The organism is Roseburia sp. AM59-24XD (genome assembly GCF_003478445.1).
GTDB lineage: Bacteria > Bacillota > Clostridia > Lachnospirales > Lachnospiraceae > Jutongia.
The window spans coordinates 1-20,504 of record NZ_QUET01000042.1 but is presented as its reverse complement, the minus strand read 5'-3'; the positions used below and the strand labels follow the sequence as shown (position 1 = coordinate 20,504).

Sequence of the window (20,504 nt, the reverse complement as noted above, 5' to 3'; positions counted from 1 at the left end):
GTGACCTCCTTTTGTATGCGGTAATCCCTGTTACCATTGTTTTTTTCCAATTCATAGTATACAGGTAAATCCACGATGCTACAAATTGGAGGTCATTACATATTGTCTTCGCACATAAAATATATCACTGCGCCCATACTATTTCTTATGTCCGAAGCCTAATTTGGTGTTTTGCCCTGATTTTTTGAACAACCGTGAGCTGGTGGTATTAAAATTGACGCAGATCAGTAGGATTTCTGAAAAGTCTTTGCTTTGCAATGCTTTGATAAATACGCATCCATACGACTGAGCTCCGTAGGTGAGCTCAGCTATTTCGGACGGCAGGATGCGTTTATCAAAAATCAAAGCAGCAAAGCAATTAGACTTTTTGAAATCCGTAAGTGACAAGACAATTTTAATGCCACCAGCTCACGGTTTCATCAAATATTCTGAGGCAAAAATCTATATTAATTTTCCTCGGACATAAGAAATAGTATGGGCGCAATCAACTAATCGGTGTGCGAAGTTTGAGTATGATAATAATAAGGTATCAAAAATAAGAAGAAAGGGCATGCGCCATCCCAGGGCGCTGCCCATTTAAGCCATCTATCATGAATTCACAAGGCAAAAGATTCGAAAAAACATCGCTTTTGCTTCGTGCATTACAATTTCTTAACGGATAATGCACGGATTGCATTGAGCACCGCGATCACCATAACGCCGACATCGGCAAAAATTGCCGCCCACATGTTGGCAATACCAAGCGCGCCGAGGATCAGACAGATCACTTTGATGCCAATGGCAAAATATATATTCTCGTATACGATGCGGATACATTTTCTGGCAATCTTGATCGCCTTCACAATCTTCATCGGATCATCGTCCATCAAAACAATATCCGCCGCTTCAATGGCTGCATCAGATCCCATCGCTCCCATCGCAATACCGATATCTGCTCTGGAAAGCACCGGTGCATCGTTGATACCATCGCCGACAAATGCCAGCTTATCATGGGAACCCTGCTCGGCAAGAAGCTTCTCCACACTCGTTACCTTGTCTGCCGGCAAAAGTTCAGCATAATATTCTGTCAGGCCAAGCTCCTTTGCGACATGCTCCGCCACATTCCTGCGGTCGCCGGTAAGCATAACCGTCTTGCAGACACCCGCCTTCTTCAAACTCTTGATCGCCTCTGCGGAGGTCGGTTTGGACTGATCGGATATCAGGATGTTTCCTGCATATTTTCCATCTATTGCTACATGAACAATGGTTCCGATCTCATTCGATTCCTCGTAAGAAACACCAAGCTTTTTCATCAGCTTATCGTTACCGACAGCAACCTCTTTTCCATCAATGACAGCCTTAACGCCGTTTCCGCTGATCTCTTCCACTTCTCCAATGCGGTTCTGATCAGCACTCTTTCCATATGCCTTCTGCAGGCTCTTACTGATCGGATGACCGGAGTAGCTCTCAGCCAGAGCCGCATACTCTAAAAGCTCTGCTTCGGTCATCCCTGCCGGATGAACCGATGCCACCGCAAACACACCCTGCGTCAGCGTACCGGTCTTATCAAATACAACACAGCTCGTCTGCGCAAGTGTCTCCAGATAATTGGAGCCCTTTACCAGCACACCGGAACGGCTCGCTCCACCGATTCCCGCAAAGAAACTGAGCGGAATACTGATAACAAGTGCACACGGACAGCTGATAACCAGAAATGTCAATGCGCGGAAGATCCACTCGCCCCAGTTCGGTGCAATGCGGAGAAACAGAATGCTGACAAGCGGCGGCAGAATTGCAAGTGCTGCTGCAAGATAACAAACGATCGGTGTATAATAATGCGCGAATTTTGAAATAAAATTCTCAGAACGTGACTTTCTGGAGCTTGCATTCTCTACCATGTCCAGAATCTTGGAAACCGTAGACTCGCCAAATTCCCTGGTCGTCTTGATCTCCAGAACACCGGTCATATTGATGCAGCCACTGATGATCTCATCGCCGGCTGCTGCATCTCTCGGCAAACTCTCTCCGGTCAGGGCACTTGTATTTAAGGAACTCTTTCCTTCCACAATAATACCGTCGACCGGCACCTTCTCTCCGGGCTGCACCACAATGATACTGCCGATCTCTACCTCGTCCGGATCCACCTGCTCCAGCTCACCGCTTTCCGTGCGGATATTTGCATAATCCGGACGGATATCCATCAGCTCGCTGATATTACGGCGGCTCTTGCCAACCGCATAGCTCTGGAACAGCTCACCGATCTGATAAAAGATCATAACCGCTACACCCTCGGTATAATCGCCAAGTGCAATCGCACCGATCGTAGCAACTGCCATCAGGAAATTCTCATCGAACACCTGACGGTTCATAATACCCTTTACCGCTTTACGCAGGATATCATAGCCGATCACCAGATAAGGGATCATGAACATTCCAAAGCGAAGATATCCCTTTACCGGAAGAAGCGATATCAAACCGACAAGGGCTACTGATATGATAATACGGATAAGTGCTTTTTTCTGCTTCTTCGTCATATCTCTTCACTCCTTCCTTTACAGGAAGATCTCACAATCATCTTCCACTTTCTTGCAGTTCTTCAAAACGTCCTGCATAACAGCCTTTGGCTCACTGCCTTCCTCAAACTCAACAGACATCTTAAGCGTCATGAAGTTCACAACGGCATCCTTAACTCCCCCCGTTGCCTTTGCAGCCTCCTCCATCTTGTTTGCACAGTTTGCACAGTCAACATCAATCTTGTAAGTCTTTTTCATGATTATTTCCATCCTTTCAAATTCAATAAATTCGTTTTATATTTTAATCATTTGAACAATCATTCATATGTTCATTTATATTCTATGCACTCTCCTTCAAAATGTCAACACCTTTTTTTACATTTATCAAAATATTATCACATAAGGCTTCCCACGCCCATGATGTGCAACGCCCATACTTTTTCTTATGTCCAATTATCGGTAAATGGATTTTGCCTGCCAAAGGATTGAATAATCCGTGAGCTGTGACGAAAAAATTGTCTTGTCACTAACGGATTTCGAAAAGTCTAATTGCTTTGCTACTTTGATTTTTGATAAACGCATTGCAAAGCAAAGACTTTTCAGAAATCCTACTGATCTGCGTCAATTTTTTCGTCACAGCTCACGGATCAATTTGTTTTCCGAGACAAAAACACTATTTGACATTTGGACATAAGAAATAGTATGGGCGTATACCAAAAGCTGGTGTGGGAAGCCTCAGTAATCATCCTGACAAAAGAAAAAAGGAGACCATCCATTAAGGATGATCTCCTGATGATTACAGATTCTGTTTAGCGATGCTGTTCAAATGCACCCAGATCATAGTTCTTAAGGTTGTCAGTGATGCTTCTGTCATCGGCCTCGTCGATGAGCTTATCACGAACCTTCTTCGTCTTCATCGGATCTGCATATCCGCTTGGTCCGCCGACACAGCCGCCCTCACAGACCATACCCTCGACAAAGTCTTCCGGAAGTCTTCCTGCCTTGAGAAGCAGCATTGCCTTCTTACATTCCATTGCACCGTTTGCCTTGAATACCTTTGCATCTACCTCCTGATCCGTCTCCTTCATATACTCAAGAACGGATGCGGTAACTCCACCGGCATTACCATATCGCTTACCAAAGGTACTTGACTCCTGATACTCATTTGGAGCCGGCTCAAGCTCGATGTCCTTCGCCTTCATGATCGCACGGATCTCACTGTAGGTCAGGACAGCATCTGCATTCCCCTCAATCTTCTGGTCAACGACCTCAGACTTCTTACCGATACATGGTCCGATAAATACGGTATAACAATCCGGCTCTTTCGCCTTAAGCATACGTGAGATCATACACATCGGAGATACTGTCGTAGAGATCAGATCTGCCTGCTCCGGATAATGCTTACGGATCATATTAACGAATGCAGGACAGCATGACGTTGTCTTCTTCTCACCGGCATGGTATGCCTCGAGCCATTCCTCTGCCTCACTCTGCGTTGTCATATCTCCACCAAGTCCTACCTCGATCATATCTGCAAAGCCAACCTTCTGCAGAGCGATCTTCCAGCTCTCCATCGTAATGTCAGGTCCAAACTGTCCCTCTGTCGCAGGCGCTACCATACCGTATACCTTCTTGCCTGCCTTCAGTGCACCGATCACATCCAGGATAAAGGTCTTGGATCCGATCGCACCAAACGGGCACTTGTGGATACAGTGACCGCAGCGGATACACTTGCTCTCATCAATGACTGAGATTCCAAGATCATTGTATGTAATTGCATCAACAGGACATGCAAACTTACATGGACGCTTCAGATGAGCGATTGCATTGTAAGGACATGCCTTTGCACACATTCCACACTCTTTACATTTATTAGCATCAATATGAGAGCGCTTCTCTCCCGGTGAGATCGCACCGAACTTACAAGCATTCACACACGCCTTTCCAAGACAGTTCTGGCAGTTATCTGTTACAACATAACTGGAGATTGGGCAGTCCTCACAGGCGGATGAAATAACCTGAACGACATTGCCATTGTCCTCCGGACCCGGTGCCTTTCCCTCTGCCAGACGAATACGCTGACGGATAATCTCGCGCTCTTTGTAAACACAGCATCGAAACTGTGGTGTCGGGCCAGGTATCATTTTACGCGGCAGGTGGTCTCTCTCCTCCTCAAGAGTTCCCTCAAAGGCAAGCTTTGCCACCTCATAAAGTACATCATGTTTGATTCTAATCACATTCTCATCTGCAAACATTTTTCTCTCCTTATCTCGTCCGTTCTGTTCATAATTATTGATCAATACGGGTTTCTCTTCCATCAAAAATGGTCAGAGATATCCCTCGGAGATAGTATAACACAAATTTGCCGATAATGAAATTATTTTTCTATAAACTTTTTTAATTGATATTTTTTCATCTTTGACCGATCTTGAGATTCGGAATTGCATTCAGGTCAAGATCGTGACGCGTGCCCGCCATATACTCATAGTACCCCTGTGATGCGATCATCGCCGCATTGTCGGTACAAAAGATCGGAGACGGATAGCAAAGGGCGATCCCCGCCTCATCACATGCCTGCTTCATTGCCGCACGCAGTGCAGAGTTTGACGCCACACCGCCTGCAACCGCGATCCTCTTTTCGCCAAGCTTCCCTGCGGCGCTGACGGCTTTTCCGACTAACACATCCACCACCGCCTGCTGGAAGGAGGCTGCCACGTCGGCACGATTGACCTCGATCCCCTTCATCTCACAGCCATTCAGATAATTAAGAACCGCTGACTTTACACCGGAGAAGCTGAAATCATATTCGCAGCCTTCGATCTTAGCGCGCGGGAACTCGATCGCGTGTGGATTACCTTCCTTTGCAAGCTTATCGATCTTAGGACCTCCCGGATAACCGAGTCCGATCGCTCTTGCAACCTTATCAAACGCCTCTCCCGCTGCATCGTCATGCGTATAACCAATAATCTCAAACTTGCCATACTCCAGCACGCGCACAAGATGCGTGTGTCCACCGGATACCACCAGACAAAGAAACGGTGGCTCCAGATCCGGATGCTCCAGATAGTTGGCGGCGATATGTCCCTCAATATGATGAACGCCGACTAACGGCTTGCCTGCCGCATAAGCGATCGCCTTTGCTTCACCAACACCAACCAGAAGTGCTCCAACCAGTCCAGGTCCATACGTCACACTGACCGCATCAATCTCCTCCAGTGTCACATCCGCATCGGCAAGTGCCTGCCCGATCACCTGATTGATCCTCTCGACGTGCTTTCTGGATGCGATCTCCGGCACAACTCCTCCATATAATGTATGTATGTCTATCTGTGATGAGATCACATTGGACAGCACACTGCGCCCGTTCTTCACAACGGAGGCTGCCGTCTCATCGCAGGAGCTTTCAATTCCCAGTATCAATATATCTTTTTCCATGTTGATCCTCATTTCCGCACGACCCTCTATGCCGGACCAATGCTTCTTTTGCAGAATATAATGGCATATCAGGTCTTTTCCTATGTATTATTTAATGTCCGTCTGCCTCTTTTGCCGTGATCTGTTGCCAGCCAAGGATCTTCCAGTGTCCCTCGCTGTCCTTGCGGCAGATGTATTTTGCATATGACTCTGTTGTTTTGGACTTCTTGGAGGTCTGCAGCACTGATGCGATCAACGTTGCTTCATCTTTGCCGTCCACCTGCGCATACTCCACCTGTTCATCCTCTTCTACAATATAGGAAGAGATGAAATTTTTATTGTCATCAAACTTCTGGATGTCCTTCTTAAGCGCTTCGTACATATCCTTTTCAGAATTGCCCTTCTGCTGCAAAAGCTCCTCATCGTACAAGGTACGCTGCTGCTCATATAACGCTTTGCGGTCCTTTTCCTTCATATTGGTATTGTACATGCATTTATTCAGGCGCCAGAACAGCTTTACCACCTCAGTCGGTGTTCCCGGATATTCCAGTTCCAGATCCTTGGCAAGCAGCTTGCCGACTTCTGTCTTTGGAAGTGCGGACTGTCCTTTTTCTTCGGCTTCCTTCTGCTGATAAATACGAACCCCGGCAAATATCAGAACTGCCGCTGCCACAAGAATCACAAATACGATCAAGATCTTTTTGGTCATTTTGTCCATTTCAATCCTCTCCTTCCTCATCCACAAAGTCAAGTGTCTTACTCCACCGGTCTCTTCCTGCATGCGCGTGCGGGAAAATCTTCCGAACTTCCTTCATGTAGTCCTCCGGATGCAGCATGGACGGACTGTAATGTGTCAGCCACATTTCTTTTACTTCTGCTTTCCGCCCAAGCCTTGCCGCCTCATACATCGTCATATGCTTAAACTCGGCTGCCTTTTTCTGCTTGTCACGATCTCCGTACATTCCCTCACAGATAAACAGATCGGAGCCGGCGGCATTGTCTGCAATAATGTCCATCGGTCTTGTATCTGTACAATAGGTAAGCTTAATGCCTCGTCTGGCAGGCCCGATCACCATGTCCGGCGTAAATATCCTGCCATCCTGCTCGATAGTTTCCCCCTTCTGAAGTCTGCTCCACAGCTTCAGCGGAACCTCATTTGCCTTTGCAAGCTCCGGATGGAACTTTCCGCCTCTCGGCACTGTGATCGTATATCCATAGCATGGCACATTGTGATTGACCCGGAAGGCTTTGATATGATATCCATTGACATGAAGCTCCTGCTCCTTCTCGCTCAATTCTATAAAACGAACATCAAACGGAAGTCCCGGAGCGATCACGCGAAGTGCATTCACGGTCTTTTCCAGTCCCTTCGGACCGATCATCGTCACCGGACGGGTTCGGTCTGAATTGCCCATTGAAAGCAAAAGTCCCGGCAGTCCGCTGATATGATCTCCGTGATAATGCGTGAAACAAATCGTGTCGATCGGATTGACACTCCATCCCTTCTCACGGATCGCGATCTGTGTTCCTTCACCACAATCCACCAGAAGACTGCTTCCCTCAAGTCTGGTCATCATGGCGGTAAGCCATCTGCCCGGCAGCGGCATCATTCCGCTGGTTCCTAACAAACATACATCTAACATAATCCACCTCTTCCCGTCTCTGAACGAATCCGTGGACTATTGTATCACAATTCCGTTGCTTCTGTCACCTCCGGCGGAACAACAAATTTCTTCACCATGGCATCGTAACAGTCCTCGCATAACAGGAAAGAATGGATCTGTCCATCTCTTTTCGAAAAATATCCCCATTGCTTCTTTCCTTCAAAGACGTCTTCTCTCAATATTCCGTTTTCCGATTTTAAAATGCGGCCGCATCTATTGCAGCATAAGTTTTTCTCTGCCATCTGATCCATCTCCTGTCTTTTGTTCTAAAGCAAGTATATCGCGGTCGACAGGATCTGTATAGTGGAAAACACAGGAAGGAACCGTTACAAATGCTTCTGCATGATCAGTGCATCCTCCTGTGGATCTCTGTAATAGCCGCGACGCCTTGAGATCACTGCAAAGCCAAGCTTTTCATAAAGACCGATGGCAGCCACGTTACTCTCCCGCACCTCCAAAAGCACCTGCTCAACGCCCTTGTCCAGACAGCGTTCAAAGGCTTCCCGAAGTAATGCCTCTGCAAGTCCTCTGCGTCGGCATCTCTCATCGACTGTGACATTACACAGATCTGCCGTTTCAAAGGAGCAAAAGAAAACACAGCTTCCTGCCACATCCCCCTCGCATTCTGCCACAAGATAGATCCGTTCATCATCCTTAAGATGCTCCATATAATCCTGCTCGCTCCACGGATGCGTAAAATTCTGCCTTCCGATCCGGCAGACCTCGTCCACCTGTGCCGGTTCCATTGTTTTAATCTGCTGCATGTAATCTCTCTTCTCTCTCCCGCTCCGCCTGTGATTTGCGCAGGTAAACCGGACGATGCTCTGCGGCTGTCTCCACTCTTCCTTGATGATAATAAAGGGCTCCAAGTGCTGCAACTGCTGCCGCTCTCTGTCTCGACATATGTGCCGGTGCAAAGCTGTATTCATTGACAATCTCTTCGCGGATAATCTCCTCATAAACAGGAACACCATCCCCGAGAAAATGAACCTTGACCGGGTACTGCGAAAGCTCCTTTAACAGGTCATGGATATCCATCGCACACTGATCCATGACCTCCACCATCTGTCCCTCACGCATCTCATAGACACCGGTATACACCTGATTGCGGCGTGCATCCATGATCGGACAGATAAAGCCGTCACTCTCGGCAAGCTGGTATGCCAATCCCTCCAGCGTCGGCACCGGAATAATCGGTTTATCAAGCACCAGTCCCAGTCCCTTCACCGTGGATGAGCCGATACGAAGTCCCGTAAAGGACCCCGGACCTGCTGCCACAGCGATCGCATCAAGCTCCTCAAGAGGGATCCCCGAAAAATCAACAACTTCCTTTATCATAGGAAGAAGCGTCTGTGAATGTGTCTTTTTATTATTGACGGTAAATTCTGCCACTACGGTATCGCCGGATAACACAGCGGCGGAAGCAGCTAAGCCTGAACTGTCAACTCCTAATATCTTCATCTTAATCCTCATTTCTGCACACATTCTTTGCACACAACGGGTTTGTGTCAAGTGCGCACAGGCACAAATCCGCAATCTGTCATCTCTGCCGGTTCTGCTTTCCCCACATGTCAGCCCTTATCCGTGCAGACTTCGACCAAATAATATATCAGTTTCTGTCAATGGTAATCGTCCTGTAGTCAAAGCCCTTATCAAGCTCCTTTTCAATGGTCACGCAAATAACATGCTCCGGGATCAGTTCTTTGATCAGTGATGCCCATTCGATCAGACACACACCCTCTCCAAAGAAATAATCCTCATAACCGATCTCATCCATCTCCTCCGGATCTGCAATCCGGTATACATCAAAATGATACAACGGCAGTCTGCCACTCTCATAAATCTGCATGATCGTAAATGTCGGGCTGCTGATCGGCTCCTCAATGCCAAGCCCCTTGCCAAAGCCCTTGGTAAAAACGGTCTTTCCAACACCAAGATCACCGTTTAATAATACGATATCTCCCGGACGGCAGTCACCACCAAGCTTCTGCCCCAGCGCAAATGTATCCTTCTCGCTCCGGCTTTCTATTACCTCTGTCATTTCGGATCCTCCTGCTTTGTCTCCGCTTCCTGTGACGGATCATAATCTTTATAATACCCCAGCCTCTCCTCAACACAGGCGCGGATCTGTTCGAAGCTGTCTCCGCACTGGTCTGCCGGAAAGATAAATGCTCTGACCGGAGACATATAAAGATACAACGCCTTGGCCGTATAAATACACTTGCGGACATCATACCATTTCACGCATGCCTCCTGCTCTCCCTGGGAAACCGTGATCTGTTCCTCTGACAGAGTGTAATGAAGCGATGCATTGATATCTTTATTCTGTTTCGCCTGTGCGGCAGACTTTCCGTAAAGCATCACCGGCTGCACGATCGTGAAAAGACAGCCTATAATAAATAACGCAAGCTTCGCCGTCGTATCCAGCGCCCCGAAACGAACTGCCAGAATGATCCAGCATGCAAGGCTGATCACCACGCCAAAAATACCGGACACCCCTGAATAAGTATGGCGCATAGAGAACCGGTACAGATCCTTCGCTGTCAGTTCCACGTCAAATTCTATATCCTTCATGAAATATCTCCTGTTCTTCCTTATTTTAGCATCATTATAGCAGAATATGGCGAAAAAACAATATATACAAAAGCTTCGTCATATGTTATCTTTAAAATCAGAGAAGCATTGTGGGGAACAGTTACATGTAGAAAAGAGGGGTACTTATGGATATTTCCAATATGACAATAGATGATATCCGCCAGCAGGTCGAAGAGCAGATTGATTTCGACCGCCTTGAAGAATTAAATGCCCAGCTCGAGAAGGATATTCGGGGCATTCTGGATTCCTGCGGATTATATTACCGGATCTTCTCCCGCGTCAAAACCAAAAATTCCATCAGCAAAAAGCTGTTTAACGGCAAATACGGCACCAGGCAGAATCCCAAGAAGGTACAGGATCTGATCGGTCTTCGTATTGTACTTTATTATTCCGACGACTTAAGCATCGGCAGAGAGATCATGGAGAACACCTTTCTGCGCACCGGCACCTGGTCCAGAAATGATTTTAATGCGGCAGAGTTCCGCGCCACCAAAATAAACGGTGTATTCAAGCTTCCATCCGAGCATTTTAAGCTGTATACCAGCGAGCTTTGGCAGCTTCCGATTGATACCACCTTCGAGATCCAGTTCCGTACCGTATTTTTCGAGGGCTGGCATGAAATTGAGCACGACATGCGCTACAAGAGTCTGCTGCCGGACGACAAGTTCTGGGAGAACAGTGAGGATCTTTCCCGGATCCTGCACTGTATTCTTGCCAATCTGGAGCTTTCCGACTGGTCTTTGGTGCAGCTTTTCGAGCATCTTTCCTACAATCATTACCAGAACGGCAACTGGGATCTGATGCTCAAAAGCCATTTCCGTCTGCGCATGGAGGACAAGGAACCGCTCGCGCCGGCGATCACCGCTCTTTTTGACGAGAACCGCCGTCTCGCCAAGCAGTTTTTCAAATGTGAGAAGATCACACTGGTGCGTGAGCTGTTAAAACAGGATTACATTTCAAAGATCACATTTGACCTTATCGTCCGTCTTCTGAATGAAAGCACTGTGCACGATGAACGCATCTCTGCTTATTATAAAGAGCATGATCCGCTCGCCGTAAAGACACCGGCACCGGCACGCAAAGCGTTAAGTCCGCTTGACTCTAACACACTGTTTCATCTGGATATTCCGCTTTTGCATAAACCGGTCAGGGATGTCAGAACCGAGTTTCACAATGCATCGCACATCATTTACCGCTGGATCCGCTATAAGCTGAGCCATGTATTTCCGGAGCTTCCGGCAGAGCTTGAAACACTTTCCATGCACCTTCCGGGCTATGATTTTCAGTGCTTCTGGCAGCCGGACGATTTCCTGTTTACCGCTGAGTTTTCCTATATCGACGATCAGATGCCCGGTACGCTGTGGCATATCACGGCATCCGTTACATCACCGGATCACGGATCATCGCTGATGTTTCATCATCACACCAGGCTGCACACACCGACTACCGCACTTCACCGAGAAAGTTTCAGCAAGCCGTCCTATCTGTCAGAGCTTTCCTCTAAGATCGGTCTGGTGGATCTGGAACGCCTCGGAACGCAGGGACGCTTTGTCAATACCGATGAGGGCTTTATCGCTTTAAGGCACCTCCTGCATGATCCGGAAAGACGTCTGCCTGTCGTCGTGATCACACAGCATCAGGCTTTAGAGACAGACAACTCCAACGAATACCGCGAGGGCTACGATATGAATACCTTCCCGATCAACGGCACACGTCTTGCCAAGGTGATCGGTCTGTATTCCCATGTTTATATGCTTGATCAGAATATCGCAAGACAGCTTATCGTCAACGGCAGGAAGGATAACGAGGTTAACCACGGAGGAATCCTTATCTTCTGGCCGGTTTCATCCGGAAAAGAAACAACTGTTTACACAAGTCAGATGATCCGCGAAGCACATTTCGACTATAATCGTTTTGCCTACCATGAGCAGAATTTCAATGAGAAGGCATTTCGCTCCAAGCTGGCGCAGATCATCAAGGATGACCATGTTACCCACTGACAAGCGGTTCCATAGGAATCTCTTACAAAACGCACGAAGCGGACATATCCTCACAGTGGTATGTCCGCCTTTATTTTAATATATGGGTAATTGCTCATAACATAACAAAACGGGAAAAACGCCGGTTTCCCGCTTATTATGTTAATTGTCTATTTCAGTTCAACCTTAACGCTTTTCTTTTTCTGCTTGCCGGAACAGCTTCTGCACAATCCCACAGTGATCCTGTCTCCTCTTTCATGCGTCGAAAGACAAAGACTCAGATCCTTCATACTGCGGATCTTATTGCCATCAATCGAATCGATCACGTCTGCCACACGGACACCACCGTGATACGCCGGGGACTTCAGCTGAACCTCCGTCACATAAATTCCCTTTCCGTTCTCCATATCCTTGCCCCGAATGCCAAAGGTAACCGGTGTCTTCTCCTCCACGATCGCCTCCGCTGCAACCGCAATATCTTCTGCTGAAATAAATGACCAGTTTGTATCTCCTGTCGTACGTTGATAAGCATCTGTGATCATACCGACCATACGACCTTCAATGTCAGAAACAAAACCATCGCCTCCCTCGGTATATGCAATATCCGTCACATACACGGTCAGGCAGTCATCCACCGCCTGCACGGTCATATCCGTGTTGACCACATTGCCCGGCATCACAGACTTCATGATCCCATTCGGACACCCAAACAGAGGACACGGTCATTTAACTCCGGTGCCGTATCAGATGCATCCTGCGTAAAATCGATCACATAAATCTGATTCATTGTGCTTTTGGAAATATCATTCACATCCATGCGAAGTACTGCAATTCCGAGATTATCATCGGTTGCCACAAGCGTAGCTGCCGCACTCTTCCCATTGGCGAAGGATACCTCAAGACTCCCCTTCTCCACAAGCGAGGATACCTGTGTCAGAACATAAAGTGAAGAACCTCTCCGCTTAAAGATCAGTCCGCTCTGAAGCACATCCTCCTTATCGCTTCTCTGATACCAGCTTTCGGTGTGAAGCTTATCCACCGTCACGATCGCCTTGTTGCACTGCTCTCCGATGTTCTTGATCCTGTCCCAGTAGTTCTCATAGGCAGCAAGCATATCCGATTCCGTTGACGGTCGCGGTGTCTGCTTTGTACCGGCTGATGTCTCCTTTGCATCATTCAAAAGACTTTCCCGATATATTCTGGCATCCCGCTTCTCCAGAACATCCTGAACCTTCCAGAACGTCACAGATGCCGTGCCGCCAAAAACCACAGCGAGAACAATCACATACACCGCCCTCTTTATAATGCCAGCCGGCTTTCTCTTATGAGGCTCCTGCACTGCCTCCTGTAAAAAGCAATACTCCTGATCATTCGTATCCTTTTCTTTTCTTGACATAATTTATTAACTCTCCATCTGATCGACATAACAACCTACTTATATAAATGTTATCACATACATATGAATAGTTTATGAATAAGCCGTAAATAGGATATTTTAATTTTATGTTGCAGTATCTTAGCTGTCTGGTGTATGATGATATTAATTGTATTGAAATGAGGACAATTGTAATGAACGAGAAAGTATTACAGACATTAGAATATAATAAAATCATTGAGCAATTAGTCACCTATGCGTCTTCACCTTCCGGTCGTGAAGCCTGCCGCACGTTAAAACCGCAGACCGACAGCCGCTGGATCGAGACCGCGCAGCGCGAGACCTCCGATGCCCTGACTCACATCCTGACCAAGGGCGAACTCTCCTTCTATGGTATTGAAGATATCCGTCCCGCACTCAAGCGGCTGGAAATCGGATCTTCCTTAGGAAGTCATGAGCTGTTGGACATTGCAAAGCTTTTATCCGCCGCAGGCTCTGTCAAGAACTATTTCCGCCAGTCCCTGCGTGAGGATGATTCAACCGGCGATTCTCTGGATGAGCGCTACCGTCTGATCGAACCGCTGTCGCTACTGATGCAGGAGATCCGACGATGCATTCCGGACGAAGACAACATTGCCGACGATGCTTCCACGGGACTTGCACAGATACGCCGCCAGCTCAAGCTGACCAACGACCGCATTCACGAACAGCTAAGCAGTATTGTCAACGGCTCTGCCCGCAGCATGCTTCAGGACTCCATCATTACGATGCGAAACGGACGCTACTGTCTGCCGGTCAAGGCGGAGTACCGTTCTTCCTTCCGCGGCATGCTTCATGACCAGTCTGCAACCGGTTCTACTCTTTTCATTGAGCCGGCCGCGATCGTAAAGCTGAACAATGATATTCGCCAGTTAGAACTGAAGGAACAGGAAGAGATCGACAAGATCCTGGCAAATTTAAGCAATCTTGCTGCTGAGCAATCTTTCTTCCTCGCACAGAATTACCGTGTTCTGTGTGAACTGGATTTTATTTTTGCACGCGCCATGCTGTCCAAGCATATGCGCGGGACGCGCCCGATATTCCCGACAGAAGGTTATATCGAGATTAAAAAGGGACGTCATCCGTTGATTGATCCCAAGAAGGTTGTTCCGATCGATATTCACATAGGCAGGGATTTTTCACTCCTGGTCGTAACCGGTCCCAACACCGGTGGTAAGACCGTATCGCTCAAGACAGTCGGTCTGTTCTGTCTGATGGGACAGGCCGGACTTCATATTCCGGCATTTGACAATTCCTGTCTGAAGATATTCGATGAGATTTATGCTGATATCGGTGATGAGCAGAGTATTGAGCAGAGTCTCAGTACTTTCTCCTCTCACATGGTCAACACCGTATCCATCCTTGAGAGGGCAGATGCCGACAGCCTCGTCCTTTTCGATGAGCTTGGTGCCGGAACGGATCCTACAGAGGGTGCCGCACTCGCTACGGCGATTCTTTCCAATCTGCACAAGCGCGGCTGCCTTGTCATGGCAACAACCCACTACAGTGAATTAAAGCTTTATGCACTGCAGACACCGGATGTACAGAACGCCTGCTGTGAATTTGACGTTGCAACCCTTCAGCCTACCTACCGTCTTCTGATCGGCATCCCCGGCAAGAGTAATGCTTTTGCCATATCCGGCAAGCTCGGTCTGAGTCAGGATATCATAGAGGACGCCAGAGAACGCGTCTCCTCCGACGCCCAGAACTTTGAAGATGTGCTGAGTGATCTGGAGGCTTCCCGCATCAAGCTCGAAAAGGAGCAGAAAGCAATCACGGAAAGCCGAAAGGAAATATCCCGTCTCAAGAAGGAGCTGCGTGAGAAGACCGAAAAGATCGAACAATCCAAAGAAAAGATCCTGCAGAATGCCAATCAGGAGGCCGGTAAGATCCTTGCCGAAGCCAAAACCGTAGCAGATGATACGATCCGCAAATACACCAAATGGGCGAAAAGCGACCGTCACATTCAGGAAATGGAACGGGAACGTGCCAATCTGCGCAGCCGCATGAATAAGCACCAGGATCTGTCCGGCAGCAAACCGCAGCAGAAGCGCAAAAAGAAAGCACTCAAGGCTGCAGATCTGATGATCGGCTCCAACGTGCATATCCTGACCTTAAACGCCAACGGAACCGTCAGCACACTTCCAAATGAGAAGGGAGATCTCTTTGTCCAGGCAGGTCTGCTCCGTACACAGGTCAACATTAAGGATCTGGAACTACTCCCGGATGAGAAGCCAAAGCAGACCGAGAAACGCCAAAACGGTAGCGGAAGAATCCGTATCGATAAGGCTGCTTCCATCCATCAGGAGGTGAATCTGATCGGTATGACCGTTGACGAGGCGATGCCGGTTTTAAATAAATACCTGGACGATGCCTATCTGGCTCATATGTCACAGGTCACTGTGATCCACGGACGAGGCACGGGAGCACTGCGCAAAGCAGTGCACCAGCAGCTTGCAAAACTCAAATATGTAAAGTCCTACCGTCTTGGTGAATTTGGAGAAGGAGACATGGGCGTTACTATCGTTTGTTTCAAATAAATGATGCCAGGGTCAAATACCTTTTGCCCCAACATCAATGCATATAAATATTTTAAGCACAGGAAACGGAGAAAGGAATGCGAGATAATATGGCAGATAAACAGAAAATCCTAATCGTAGATGACGACAACAATATTGCAGAGCTTGTCAGCTTATACCTGATCAAGGAATGTTTCGATACACAGATTGCCAATGATGGCGAGGAGGCACTTGCCGCTATTCAGAACTACCAGCCTGATCTGGTTGTACTGGACATCATGCTTCCGGGAATGAGCGGCTACGATGTACTCCGGGAGCTTCGCAAAACATCGAATCTCCCTGTGATCATGCTGTCCGCCAAAGGAGAAACCTTTGACAAGGTTCTTGGTCTGGAATTAGGTGCGGATGACTATGTCATGAAACCATTTGACACAAAAGAGCTCGTCGCACGTATCAAAGCGGTTCTGCGTCGTTATGTACACGAAAACTCTACCTCGGAAACAGAAGCGATTCCGAAGGAGTGCGTCACCTATCCAAATCTTATCATCAATCTCACCGATTACTCGGTGTACTATTTTAAACAACGTGTGGAAATGCCCCCAAAGGAATTAGAACTGTTCTATTTCCTGGCATCACATCCGAATCAGGTTTTCACCCGAGAACAGCTTTTAGATAATATCTGGAGCTATGATTATATCGGTGATACCCGTACCGTCGATGTTCACATCAAGCGATTGCGTGAAAAGTTTTCCCAGCCGGCCGAATGGAACATTGCTACCGTCTGGGGTGTCGGTTATAAGTTTGAATACCACACATAGCATGCACCGGTAATGGAGAGTTCCCATGAAAATATCAATTCGAACCATTTATGTAACAACATTTCTGATCCTTGCGACAGTGATGTTCATCCTGATCCATTTTCTTGGTGTGCATCAGATCTCGCAAAGTCTGATATCTGACCGTAAGGCAGCTCTTTACGAAGAGGCAAGTGCGCTCTCCGGGCGTTACTTTTTCAATGTGAAGTCGATCAATGAATTTGATGACTACACAGAGGACGCTCTCAGAGAACGTATGACCTCTTTGCAGGTCATGAGTCATGCACGTTATTTTCTTGTCGATACAACCGGTCGGATCTCTATTGATTCCGCCGACACCCAGAGTCTGGAGGGGCAAAACTTCAACGACCTGAACCCGACCTTTCTGGACAACGACACCTATATCGGCCACCTCAAAAGCGACTCCCTTCCGTCAGAGATTTTATCTGTCATCTATCCGCTTTCCGAGAATTCCAACCTGAACGGATATCTGGTCATTATGACTTCCTTAGCAGATCTTCGTTCTAACGCACATCTGCTTGTCCGGAAACTGGATGTCTGTTTTGTCCTGTTTTTCCTGTTTCTGATACTCATCATGGTACAGCTATACTGTCTGACGCTTCATCCGATCCGCCAGCTTTCACAGACGATCCGGGAATATTGCACCGGTCATTTCGACCGCAGCATGATACATCTTCCTTTCCAGGAATATTCCAAGCTGATCAAATCCATCGAGGATCTTGCCACCTTCAGTCAGAACGCCAACTCCTATCAGAAAGATTTTGTCGCAAATGTTTCCCATGATTTTCGTTCTCCGCTCACAAATATCAAGGGATACATCGGAGCAATGCTAGATGGTACGATTCCGCACGAGATCCAGGAGAAATATCTGAAGATCATTCTGATGGAAACAAACCGCCTCACGAAGCTCACCGAACAGCTTCTGGAGCTGAACAAGTACGAAAATAACGGGATTTTGCTAAACTATACAGCTTTTGATATCAATGAAGTGATCCGCAATGCAGCCTCCAGCTTTGAGAAGCGGTGTACCGAGAAAAAGATTTCGATCCACCTGATGTTTGGTTCACCATCCTTCTTCGTGGATGCCGACCGCGATAAAATTTCGCAGGTGGTTCACAATCTGATCGACAACGCTGTCAAATTCAGTTCAACAGACTCCTCCATCGAAATCCAGACAGCCGAACAGAAGGGCAAGATCTTCGTCACAGTCAGCGATCACGGCATTGGTATTCCGGAAGAAAGCCTGCCACATATCTGGGATCGTTTTTACAAAACAGACGTTTCCCGTGGCAAGGATAAAACAGGTTCCGGACTCGGTCTTGCAATCACACGCGAGATCGTTGAGGCGCATCATGAGTATATCCATGCAACCAGCATTCTGGGCAGCGGAACAGATTTCTCTTTCTCATTATCGCCGCATTCCTCCAGTTTCTAAACAGATGATATTATTTAGCGGAAATCAAAAGTAAAACAGCGTTGTGCCTTTGATTTCCACTGTGTTATGGGCACTTTTAAATCAGGAAAGGCTCAGACCAAACGGTCTGAGCCTTTCCTGCTATGCGGTGATCGCATCCCCCGCGTATATTCTACTCTCTTGTTCCGAGAACTCTCGCAATCTCGTACTCATACTCATCAATAGACTTCTCCATAGCAAATGCCTCATCTACATCGACATCATACAGCTTGCCGTTCTTGTAGCCGATCAGACGGTTCTTTCTGCCCTGATCAATGACATCAACCGCATACGCACCCATCATAGATGCATAGAAACGATCTCTTGCTGTCGGGCTTCCGCCTCTCTGTAAATGACCAAGGATTGTCGCTCTCGTTTCGATTCCGGTTGCTTCCTCAATCCTCTTAGCAAGCTCATCCGAATGACCAACACCCTCTGCGTTTACAACGATCTGATGTGTCATACCGAGCTCTCTGTTCTTATGTATCTGCTCCAGAAGAGCATCGTAGTTATTATCAAACTTCTCCGGCAGAAGAATCTCCTCTGCACCATTGGCAATACCACACCACAGTGCGATATATCCTGCAGAACGTCCCATAACCTCAACAACGCTGCAACGCTCATGGGAATTAGACGTCTCACGAAGTCTGTCAATTGCCTCCATTGCAGTATTCACTGCAGTATCGAAACCGATCGTATAATCAGTATATGCGATATCCAGATCGATCGTTCCGGGAATACCAATAATATTAACACCAAACTTGGAAAGATTCTTAGCTCCGGTAAAGGATCCGTCACCACCGATTACAATCAGTGTATCGATTCCCATCTCCTTGAGGATCTCTGCCGCCTTCTTCTTTCCCTCTATCTCACGGAATTCTGCGCTCCTTGCGGTGAACAAAAATGTACCGCCGTGCTGCAGCTTCTCAGAAACATCCTTAAAAGTTAATAAATCCATCTCTCTGTGAAGAATACCATTATATCCTCTCCTGATACCATACACATCATAGCCTCTGGTAATACCTGTACGAACAACCGCACGGATGGCAGCATTCATGCCCGGTGCATCTCCTCCACTTGTCAGAACTCCGATTTTTCCTTTCTTTGTGCTCATTTTTTCCTCCAATCTGCCACAAACAAACGTGGCATCGTTAAATTATGTTCTATATATGATTTGCGCAAATACCCGGAAATGCACAAAATATAATAATATGCACACAGATTTATTTTATTATGATATCAGAGTATTTTCAATCCCTTTTTTGATTTTTTTCAAAAAACTTTGCTATTTTACACGAATAACTCCGCTTACTTAAAAATTCACACATTTTTACAAAGATTTTTTATGGACACTTTTCATATTTTGTAAAAAAAGGCTGATTTTTCGATAAAAGTATGATATAATTGTGACATATTGTTGGCAATAGGCAATATTGACAACATTAACCATAAAAAATTGTACATTTTCGTCACTTGCAATATTTTGTGATCCGTACGATAATGTATATAGAGAAATTATGTAAAGATATGTCTGGTAACAGTAAGACAGATTAGAGGGAAAAGAGTAAAAGAGGTGGGCATATTATCACTTCACAGAAGAATAATATGTACTTCAAAAGGAAAGGGATGAATGTTATGATGTTTAACACCAGTGAGTTAATTCTCGATGCAGTTATTTTATCAATTGTGGCCAGTACGCCAGAAGGCATTTCCGGCTTTAAGATTGTCCAGAATGTCCGCTCAAAGATTGATGTACCGGAGAACACATTCTATCCTTTGTTAAAGCAAATGCAGGCAGATGGCTACCTGGAGGTTTATCATAAGGATATCGGTGGCCGGAGCCGTCGCTTTTATAAGATTACAGATGCCGGACGTGAGCATCTTACATATTGTCAGCAGACATGGAACAGCTATCTTCAGGGTGCCAGTTCTTTACTGATGACCGGAGCCGCTCAGCCGGCTGCAGAACCGGCACCGGCAATGGAGTCTGCTCCTCAGGCAGTTCCGGCTTCCGGTTCACAGCCGGTTCCTGTTATGCAGGCTGCTCCTCAGGTAACTCCTGTTTCTGAGCCTCAACCGGTTCCTGTTATGCAGGCTGCTCCTCAGGCAGTTCCGGTTCCGGTTCACAGCCGGTCCGT

The 20,504-nt window shown here is 47.0% G+C and carries 19 protein-coding genes; 5 read left to right on the top strand and 14 right to left on the bottom strand.

The annotated features are described in order from the left end of the window. Positions 1–641: 641 nt before the first annotated feature. The 11 genes from DXA20_RS14925 to DXA20_RS14875 all read right to left on the bottom strand — a co-directional run bounded on the left by DXA20_RS14925 (position 642) and on the right by DXA20_RS14875 (position 10,144). Positions 642–2,513: a heavy metal translocating P-type ATPase gene (locus DXA20_RS14925; protein WP_118561857.1), complete on the bottom strand. Its 1,872-nt coding sequence runs from the start codon at positions 2,511–2,513 to the stop codon at positions 642–644. 18 nt (positions 2,514–2,531) lie between these two features. Next, the gene (locus DXA20_RS14920) at positions 2,532–2,750 is read right to left on the bottom strand and encodes a cation transporter (protein ID WP_118561855.1); all 219 of its coding nucleotides are present in this window, start codon (positions 2,748–2,750) and stop codon (positions 2,532–2,534) included. A 551-nt stretch (positions 2,751–3,301) separates the two neighbouring features. Beyond that, positions 3,302–4,747 carry a 4Fe-4S dicluster domain-containing protein gene (locus DXA20_RS14915; protein WP_022305395.1) on the bottom strand — a complete coding sequence of 482 codons (1,446 nt, stop codon included), beginning with the start codon at positions 4,745–4,747 and terminating at the stop codon, positions 3,302–3,304. A 157-nt stretch (positions 4,748–4,904) separates the two neighbouring features. Next, positions 4,905–5,927: a tRNA (adenosine(37)-N6)-threonylcarbamoyltransferase complex transferase subunit TsaD gene (gene tsaD / locus DXA20_RS14910; protein WP_022305394.1), complete on the bottom strand. Its 1,023-nt coding sequence runs from the start codon at positions 5,925–5,927 to the stop codon at positions 4,905–4,907. A 91-nt stretch (positions 5,928–6,018) separates the two neighbouring features. Then, positions 6,019–6,624: a DUF6715 family protein gene (locus DXA20_RS14905; RefSeq protein ID WP_118561853.1), complete on the bottom strand. Its 606-nt coding sequence runs from the start codon at positions 6,622–6,624 to the stop codon at positions 6,019–6,021. Between the two features lies 1 nt (position 6,625). After that, positions 6,626–7,549 carry a ribonuclease Z gene (locus DXA20_RS14900; protein ID WP_022305392.1) on the bottom strand — a complete coding sequence of 308 codons (924 nt, stop codon included), beginning with the start codon at positions 7,547–7,549 and terminating at the stop codon, positions 6,626–6,628. A 44-nt stretch (positions 7,550–7,593) separates the two neighbouring features. After that, positions 7,594–7,812, bottom strand: coding sequence for a hypothetical protein (locus DXA20_RS14895; RefSeq protein WP_022305391.1), 219 nt, complete (start codon positions 7,810–7,812; stop codon positions 7,594–7,596). A gap of 84 nt (positions 7,813–7,896) precedes the next feature. Continuing rightward, positions 7,897–8,334, bottom strand: coding sequence for a ribosomal protein S18-alanine N-acetyltransferase (gene rimI / locus DXA20_RS14890; RefSeq protein WP_022305390.1), 438 nt, complete (start codon positions 8,332–8,334; stop codon positions 7,897–7,899). Further along, positions 8,321–9,031 carry a tRNA (adenosine(37)-N6)-threonylcarbamoyltransferase complex dimerization subunit type 1 TsaB gene (gene tsaB, locus DXA20_RS14885; protein WP_158577252.1) on the bottom strand — a complete coding sequence of 237 codons (711 nt, stop codon included), beginning with the start codon at positions 9,029–9,031 and terminating at the stop codon, positions 8,321–8,323. Before tsaB ends, rimI begins: the two co-directional genes overlap by 14 nt. Positions 9,032–9,179: 148 nt before the next feature. Further along, positions 9,180–9,611: a tRNA (adenosine(37)-N6)-threonylcarbamoyltransferase complex ATPase subunit type 1 TsaE gene (gene tsaE, locus DXA20_RS14880; RefSeq protein WP_022305388.1), complete on the bottom strand. Its 432-nt coding sequence runs from the start codon at positions 9,609–9,611 to the stop codon at positions 9,180–9,182. Then, positions 9,608–10,144, bottom strand: a complete 537-nt coding sequence (locus DXA20_RS14875) for a YcxB family protein (RefSeq protein ID WP_022305387.1) — start codon at positions 10,142–10,144, stop codon at positions 9,608–9,610. The genes tsaE and DXA20_RS14875 overlap by 4 nt, the downstream gene beginning before the upstream one ends. A 146-nt stretch (positions 10,145–10,290) precedes the next feature. Here DXA20_RS14875 and DXA20_RS14870 point away from each other — a divergent pair, with 146 nt between their 5' ends. After that, complete coding sequence (locus DXA20_RS14870) at positions 10,291–12,165, top strand: hypothetical protein (RefSeq protein WP_118561845.1); 1,875 nt, start codon at positions 10,291–10,293, stop codon at positions 12,163–12,165. A 149-nt stretch (positions 12,166–12,314) separates the two neighbouring features. Here DXA20_RS14870 and DXA20_RS14865 read toward each other — a convergent pair whose 3' ends face one another. Continuing rightward, positions 12,315–12,833: a PDZ domain-containing protein gene (locus tag DXA20_RS14865; RefSeq protein WP_118561843.1), complete on the bottom strand. Its 519-nt coding sequence runs from the start codon at positions 12,831–12,833 to the stop codon at positions 12,315–12,317. After that, positions 12,830–13,540: a hypothetical protein gene (locus tag DXA20_RS14860; RefSeq protein WP_118561841.1), complete on the bottom strand. Its 711-nt coding sequence runs from the start codon at positions 13,538–13,540 to the stop codon at positions 12,830–12,832. The genes DXA20_RS14865 and DXA20_RS14860 overlap by 4 nt, the downstream gene beginning before the upstream one ends. A 173-nt stretch (positions 13,541–13,713) precedes the next feature. On the opposite strand from DXA20_RS14860, the gene DXA20_RS14855 reads away from it, so the two are divergent. The 3 genes from DXA20_RS14855 (at position 13,714) to DXA20_RS14845 (ending at position 18,348) form a co-directional block, all read left to right on the top strand. Beyond that, positions 13,714–16,098, top strand: coding sequence for an endonuclease MutS2 (locus DXA20_RS14855; protein ID WP_118561839.1), 2,385 nt, complete (start codon positions 13,714–13,716; stop codon positions 16,096–16,098). A gap of 89 nt (positions 16,099–16,187) precedes the next feature. Continuing rightward, complete coding sequence (locus DXA20_RS14850) at positions 16,188–16,895, top strand: response regulator transcription factor (RefSeq protein WP_118561837.1); 708 nt, start codon at positions 16,188–16,190, stop codon at positions 16,893–16,895. Between the two features lie 25 nt (positions 16,896–16,920). After that, positions 16,921–18,348, top strand: coding sequence for a sensor histidine kinase (locus DXA20_RS14845; protein WP_022305383.1), 1,428 nt, complete (start codon positions 16,921–16,923; stop codon positions 18,346–18,348). A 151-nt stretch (positions 18,349–18,499) separates the two neighbouring features. Here DXA20_RS14845 and pfkA read toward each other — a convergent pair whose 3' ends face one another. Then, entirely contained in the window at positions 18,500–19,480 is a 981-nt protein-coding gene (pfkA, locus tag DXA20_RS14840) for a 6-phosphofructokinase (RefSeq protein ID WP_022305382.1), read from the bottom strand. Between the two features lie 512 nt (positions 19,481–19,992). Between pfkA and DXA20_RS14835 the strand changes: the two genes are divergently transcribed. After that, positions 19,993–20,504, top strand: a 512-nt coding sequence (locus tag DXA20_RS14835) for a PadR family transcriptional regulator (protein ID WP_118561835.1), incomplete at its 3' end; no start/stop codon positions are given.